We start from the raw sequence: 6714 nt of genomic DNA, 5'->3' as shown, positions 1-6714 counted from the left end.
CAAGTACTCAGGTAGGATTAGTTTTAGTATTTCTTTGCTATCCATCATGATGCAAATATATTATTTTACAACTTCCTCCCCAACTTTTGTGCTTGCCCCGAAACACTTTCAACACTATAAAATGAAAAGTATAGATATAAAAAAAGCCTTGCGTTTGCAAGGCTTGATAAGTTGTGGGCGATGAGGGATTCGAACCCCCGACCCCCTCGGTGTAAACGAGGTGCTCTGAACCAACTGAGCTAATCGCCCAAATTATTTTAAAATAACTTGAGTTATTGTGGGCGATGAGGGATTCGAACCCCCGACCCCCTCGGTGTAAACGAGGTGCTCTGAACCAACTGAGCTAATCGCCCAAATTATTTTAAAATAATTTGCATTATTGTGGGCGATGAGGGATTCGAACCCCCGACCCCCTCGGTGTAAACGAGGTGCTCTGAACCAACTGAGCTAATCGCCCAAATTATCGTAAAATAATTTGCATTATTGTGGGCGATGAGGGATTCGAACCCCCGACCCCCTCGGTGTAAACGAGGTGCTCTGAACCAACTGAGCTAATCGCCCAAATTATTTTTTAATTTGGATATTTCAATATGTCAAGAAAAAGTTGTGGGCGATGAGGGATTCGAACCCCCGACCCCCTCGGTGTAAACGAGGTGCTCTGAACCAACTGAGCTAATCGCCCTTTTTCTTTTATGAACGTGTAATCGTTTGTTGATTACGGGTGCAAATATACGACCTCATTTTTATTACGCAAGTTTTTTCCGCAACTTTTTATAAAATTTCTGCAACTACAAATGTGCTTCCCCCCACGTAAATCAAGTCTTCAGACGTTGCCACAGACTTAGCTTCAACATAAGCATCTGGTATTGAACCACAAACCTTACCATAAAGTTTAAACTCCCCTGCTTTCGCCGCTAAAACCTCAGCATTTAAGCCTCGAGAATTATTTGGCTTTGCAAAAAAATATTTTGCCTCTTTGGGCAACAATGGCAAAATTGAATCCAAATCTTTGTCATTTACTACACCTAAAACAATGTATAATTGCTCAAACTTCTCTTGTTTTAGCTGATTCATCACAATTGTCAACCCGTGTGAATTGTGCGCAGTGTCCGTAATTATCTTAGGATTGCTTCCTAAAACCTGCCAACGACCTTGCAAATTTGTATTCTTTACAACATTTAAAAGTCCTCTTTCAATGTTTTCTTGGGTAATAGTATAGTGTTTTTGCAACAACTCGATGCTTTGAAGTACAGTTCGAATGTTTGACTTTTGATAATCCCCTTTCAAATCTGAGGTAAACACATTATTAGCATAGGTTTCTTGTGCAAAATAAATAGGTGCGGTAGATGCAGTAGCCTTATCAACAAACACTGGTTTTGTTTCCTCTGTATATTCGCCAATTACAACAGGGGTATTTGGTTTTATGATACCCGCCTTTTCTCCCGCAATAGCAGAAAGAGTACTTCCTAAAAATGCCGTGTGATCTTTTCCAATATTCGTTATTACAGAAACAAGGGGTTTTATAATATTGGTAGCATCTAATCTACCCCCCATTCCTACTTCTATTACAGCAATATCTACTTGTTCGTTTTTAAAATATTCGAAAGACATACCAACTGTCATTTCAAAAAAACTAAGCGATTCTTGCTCAAAAAAAGGTTTGTTCTTTGCTATAAAATCAACAACAAAAGCTTCTGAGATTTCCTCTCCATTAATTTTAATTCGCTCTCTAAAATCTTTTAAATGCGGAGACGTATATAATCCTACTTTATAGCCTGCTTCTTGTAAAATTGAAGCAACCATAGAAGAAGTAGACCCCTTTCCATTAGTACCGGCTATATGTATTGTTTGAATTTCCTTTTGTGGATTACCTAAATGATTTACTAATTTAATCGTATTAGATAAATCCGCTTTGTAAGCTACCGCTCCCTTTTGTTGATACATTGGAAGCTGAGCATACATCCATTCTAATGTTTCTTGATATGTCATATCTACAAAAAAAATAGGACCTAAGATCCTACTTTAAAATTAATAACTATAAAACCTATTTGAATATTAGGTGCTTTATCATCTGATTTCCATCTAAATGTTTTAGCTGTTGCAATTGCTGCGTCAGTTAAACATTTAGCCGAGTTAGTTGTACCACGTGTATGTTGAGCAGAAACCACTTTTCCTGATTTATCTACTCTAATTTCCACTACTACTGTACCAACTTCATTACAATCGGGTACTACTGATCCACGTGAAGCTAATGATCTTCCGTTAAGTCCCCAACTTGTACCACCTCCAGCACCTTGTCCTTTTCCATTTCCATAAGTAGAATTAGAGTACATATCTCCATCCAACTTACCTTGGTCTCCGTTCTCAGACGAGTTACCTTGACCTTGAGATTTCTCTCCCGTACTCTTTGGACCATTAATCAAGCTGGCTAATGCGTCTGTTGTACTTTGACTCGGTTTAGGGTCTGGTTTTTTCACTGGTACCTCAGCTTTCACAACCTCTTTTGGCTTAGGTGTTTCTTCTACTTTTTTAACCACAGGCACATCAACCTTATTTTGTGTAACTACTGGTTCTACCTTTGGTGTTTCCACTTTAGGAGCAACTTCTGGTTCAGGTTGCATTTCAATAGTTTCTTTTGGCTGAACATCACCTTTTCCTTTGTCTGTATTACCAAAGTTAATAGCTATTTCACCCCCTGTCAAAACTGTCTCTTGAACAGGAGTCATTATTTTGTAAAAGAAAAACAGCAAAAAAAGAATTACAAAAACAGTAGATGTAACTGCAAAAGCTTTCTTTTCACTATCTGTTTCTAATATCTTCATACCTTATTTTGGCTCTACAGCCAATACAATTTTATAATTATTTCGATAAGCAATATCCATCACAAATACAGCATCTTCAACAGGTACACCTTTAGCTACGTGTAAAACCACATTCGGTTCTTCTTGATTAGCTAATTTCTGTTTTAATCCTTCTTCTAATCCTTCTGATGGAAATTGGTCTTGATCTATAAAATAATTAGATTGATTATCTATACTAATCGCTACTGTTTCAACTGAATCAGATTTTCCTTCAGAATTTGGCAATACCAAATCTAAAGCATTCGTCGTTGTCATTGTTGTAATTGCTACCATAAAGAAAATAAGTAACAAAAACACAATATCAGTCATCGACGACATATTAAATTCTGCCGAAACTCTATTTCTTCCTCTGATATTCATTAGGCAGGCTCATTTAATAAATCTAAAAACTCAACTGCGTTTGCTTCTAATTGGTGAACAATTTTATCGATTTTACTTACTAAGTGATTGTACCCAACATAAGCAATAATACCAACGATTAAACCAAATACTGTAGTCATCATCGCAGTATAAATACCCTCTGCTAATACACTCATATCTATACGAGCTGAACTTGCAGTTGACATTTCGTGAAACGCCATAACCATACCTACTACTGTTCCTAAGAAACCTGTCATTGGTCCTGCTCCAGATAAAGTAGCTAATAAGTTAATGTTCTTCTCCATTTTGTAAACCTCTAATTTACCTGCATTCTCAATAGCAATATTGATGTCTTGTAATGGCTTACCAATTCTTGAAATCCCTTTTCCTACTAATCTTGCAACAGGAGTATCTGTATGAGCGCAAAGTACTTTTGCTTGATCAATTTTACCTTGAGATAAAAATAATTTAATTTGACTCATAAAGCTTTCATCTACTTTAGATGCTTTTTTAATAGCAAAAAATCGCTCTAAATATAAGTACAAAGCCATAAACAACATGATGAAAATAACAACCATAATAGATTGTCCAATAATTCCACCACTAAAGATGATGTCGCTTAATGCTAACTCTTTGTTTACTGCACCTTCTGTTTTTTCAATTGCATCAGTTAAATTTTGAGCAACTGCTGTAGTATCCACTTGTAAGAAATGAAACATAAATAATTCGTGTTTTTAATTTTAATGTCAATGTTGAAATTAGCCCATATTTTAGCTTATCTTTCTAAGTGATAAGACTACTATACTATCATAAACGACAAAAAAGTTATTTTAATATCTAACCAGATAAAAAATAACACTTTAATGCCCTAACAAATAGTTGCAATATGACGCTGAAATAAAGTCCAAATATAGAATGTTTTTTAAAGATTTCTCCAATTCTACCCCCTATTTTTTACACATCAACCATAAAGTATATAATTTTTTTAACATATGATAGCTAATGCGCTATTTTGTCAAGAGATTAATTTAACAATTCAATAGTACGCTAATCGTGTTTTTCAAAAAAATTGTAAATCTTTCCTGAACTGTGATCATATTTAGCACCTGTTACACTTGCTAAACAATTAACCTCATCTCTTATTTTTAAGACTCCTAAAAATCCGAATATAATAGCCTCTTTAAAGTCTATTATCAAATTATCTGGTTTTTTGAAGATTAAATGGGGACTATTCTCTCTAATGCGATGCAGTAGATAATTATTGTGTGCACCACCACCTGTTACCAATACCGTACTTCCTTGTTTTAACGACAATCCATTAGTAGTTTGAATAGCGATATGCTCAACTAAAGTTGCTAAATAATCCTCCATCGATAAAGGGAACTTGGATAAAATTGGATTAACAAATGTTTTAACAAACTCTACTCCTAAAGACTTAGGTGCCTTTTCTTTATAATAATCTAATGCATTTAACTCTTCTAAAAGCTCTTGACTTACCTTTCCTCTTGATGCGTGATGTCCCTCTGCGTCATATTCTAATCCAACTTTACTCATCTGTGCATTGAGTAGTGTATTTACAGGAACAAGATCAAAAGCAATTCTATACCCCCTATTATTCTCATAAGACACATTGGCAAATCCCCCTAAATTTAAACAAGCCTCATAGTCCGCAAACAACAAACGATCGCCAATAGGCACTAATGGTGCACCTTGTCCTCCTAAAAGAACATCTTGAACTCTAAAATCGCAAACCACCTTCTGCTCTATCAAATCAGACAACAAAGGCAAATTACCAATCTGCAATGTATAGCCTAAATCAGGCTTGTGAAATACCGTATGTCCGTGTGAACAAACAGCATCTACTTCTTTTATTTTATGTGTAATAATGAATTCGCGAATTACACTTGCTAAATGCACAGTATATCGCTCATCAAAATGTTCTATTTCCTCCCTATTCAAATTAATTGCATTGGCCAACTTAGTCTTCCACGCTTCAGAATAAGGTACAGTTTCTGCATTCAAAACTTTAAAAGACCATTTGCCACTATCACAAGTAAACTCAACATATACCAAATCAACCCCATCTAATGAGGTTCCTGACATTACTCCGATAATATTATACTGAAACTTTTTCATAGGGATAAAATTAAACAATGTTCATTGAATAATTGATTTAATTCATATATATTTGGAAACTACAATACTAAGAATCAACTAAAAAATTAAGATACGAAAAATGGACTTTAAATTATCAGAAGAGCAGTTGATGATTCAACAAGCTGCTCGTGACTTTGCTCAAACAGAATTACTACCTGGTGTTATCGAAAGAGACGAGAATCAAATTTTCCCAGCAGAACAAGTAAAAAAACTTGGAGAACTTGGTTTCTTAGGAATGATGGTTGACCCGAAATATGGAGGAAGTGGATTAGACAGCGTATCATACGTATTAGCAATGGAAGAAATTGCGAAAGTAGACGCTTCTGCAGCAGTAGTTATGTCTGTAAACAACTCATTAGTTTGTGCAGGATTAGAAAAATATGCGAGTGAAGAACAAAAAGTAAAATATCTTACACCTCTAGCATCAGGTCAAGTAATCGGAGCTTTCTGTTTATCTGAGCCTGAAGCAGGATCAGATGCTACATCGCAAAAAACAACTGCAGTAGATATGGGAGATTACTACTTGTTAAACGGTACTAAAAACTGGATTACAAATGGTAGTACAGCTGATTACTACTTAGTAATAGCACAAACTCACCCAGAGAAAAAACACAAAGGAATTAATGCTTTCATCGTTGAAAAAGGATGGGAAGGATTTGAAATTGGAGCAAAAGAACAAAAAATGGGTATCCGTGGTTCTGATACACATTCTTTAATGTTTACTGATGTGAAAGTTCCTAAAGAAAATAGAATTGGAGAAGACGGATTTGGATTCGCTTTCGCAATGAATGTTCTTAACGGAGGGCGTATCGGTATTGCTTCTCAAGCATTAGGTATTGCACAGGGTGCTTACGAATTAGCTTTAAAATACGCTAAAGAACGTAAAGCATTTGGTACAGAAATTATCAACCATCAAGCAGTAGCTTTCAAATTAGCAGATATGGCTACTAACATCTCAGCGGCAAGAATGCTTTGTATGAAAGCAGCAGCTGAAAAAGATGCAGGACAAGATATTTCTATTTCTGGAGCAATGGCTAAATTATTCTCTTCGAAAACAGCAATGGATACAACAATTGAAGCTGTTCAAATTCACGGAGGAAATGGATATGTTAGAGAATATCACGTTGAAAGAATGATGCGTGACGCTAAGATTACTCAAATTTACGAAGGTACTTCTGAGATTCAAAAAATCGTTATCTCAAGAGGTATCGCTAAAGAATAGTTTTTCCATTCGTTTAAATATAAAGAGGATGTACTGTGCGGTACATCCTTTTTTGTTTTCTTCTATTCCACATTTTGTCAATCAACTAATGTTGAAAGATGACTTTCATTCAAA

6 protein-coding genes and 5 tRNA genes are annotated in these 6714 nt (G+C 35.5%); 1 reads left to right on the top strand and 10 read right to left on the bottom strand.

Going from position 1 to position 6714, the window contains the following annotated elements:
* Positions 1 to 174: 174 nt before the first annotated feature.
* From BLT46_RS05960 to BLT46_RS05915, 10 genes are all read right to left on the bottom strand, one after another.
* Positions 175 to 249: transfer RNA gene (locus BLT46_RS05960), tRNA-Val, on the bottom strand.
* 29 nt (positions 250 to 278) lie between these two features.
* Positions 279 to 353: transfer RNA gene (locus BLT46_RS05955), tRNA-Val, on the bottom strand.
* A gap of 29 nt (positions 354 to 382) precedes the next feature.
* Positions 383 to 457 (bottom strand) — tRNA-Val (locus tag BLT46_RS05950).
* Between the two features lie 29 nt (positions 458 to 486).
* Positions 487 to 561 (bottom strand) — tRNA-Val (locus BLT46_RS05945).
* A gap of 46 nt (positions 562 to 607) precedes the next feature.
* A tRNA-Val gene (locus BLT46_RS05940) sits at positions 608 to 682 on the bottom strand.
* 89 nt (positions 683 to 771) lie between these two features.
* Entirely contained in the window at positions 772 to 1989 is a 1218-nt protein-coding gene (locus BLT46_RS05935) for a bifunctional folylpolyglutamate synthase/dihydrofolate synthase (RefSeq protein ID WP_090407682.1), read from the bottom strand.
* A 20-nt stretch (positions 1990 to 2009) separates the two neighbouring features.
* Positions 2010 to 2822: an energy transducer TonB gene (locus tag BLT46_RS05930; RefSeq protein ID WP_090407679.1), complete on the bottom strand. Its 813-nt coding sequence runs from the start codon at positions 2820 to 2822 to the stop codon at positions 2010 to 2012.
* A 3-nt stretch (positions 2823 to 2825) separates the two neighbouring features.
* On the bottom strand, positions 2826 to 3221 hold the full coding sequence (locus BLT46_RS05925; RefSeq protein ID WP_090407677.1) for an ExbD/TolR family protein: 396 nt from the start codon (positions 3219 to 3221) through the stop codon (positions 2826 to 2828).
* Entirely contained in the window at positions 3221 to 3940 is a 720-nt protein-coding gene (locus BLT46_RS05920) for a MotA/TolQ/ExbB proton channel family protein (protein ID WP_090407674.1), read from the bottom strand. The genes BLT46_RS05925 and BLT46_RS05920 overlap by 1 nt, the downstream gene beginning before the upstream one ends.
* A gap of 328 nt (positions 3941 to 4268) precedes the next feature.
* The gene (locus BLT46_RS05915; RefSeq protein WP_090407671.1) at positions 4269 to 5357 is read right to left on the bottom strand and encodes an anhydro-N-acetylmuramic acid kinase; all 1089 of its coding nucleotides are present in this window, start codon (positions 5355 to 5357) and stop codon (positions 4269 to 4271) included.
* Positions 5358 to 5457: 100 nt separating this feature from the next.
* On the opposite strand from BLT46_RS05915, the gene BLT46_RS05910 reads away from it, so the two are divergent.
* Positions 5458 to 6600: an acyl-CoA dehydrogenase family protein gene (locus BLT46_RS05910; RefSeq protein ID WP_090407668.1), complete on the top strand. Its 1143-nt coding sequence runs from the start codon at positions 5458 to 5460 to the stop codon at positions 6598 to 6600.
* The last annotated feature ends 114 nt before the right edge of the window (positions 6601 to 6714 follow it).

Origin of the sequence: Myroides phaeus (genome assembly GCF_900099675.1) — a bacterium.
Lineage (GTDB): Bacteria > Bacteroidota > Bacteroidia > Flavobacteriales > Flavobacteriaceae > Flavobacterium > Flavobacterium phaeum.
This window is presented reverse-complemented; position numbering and strand designations above follow the sequence as displayed.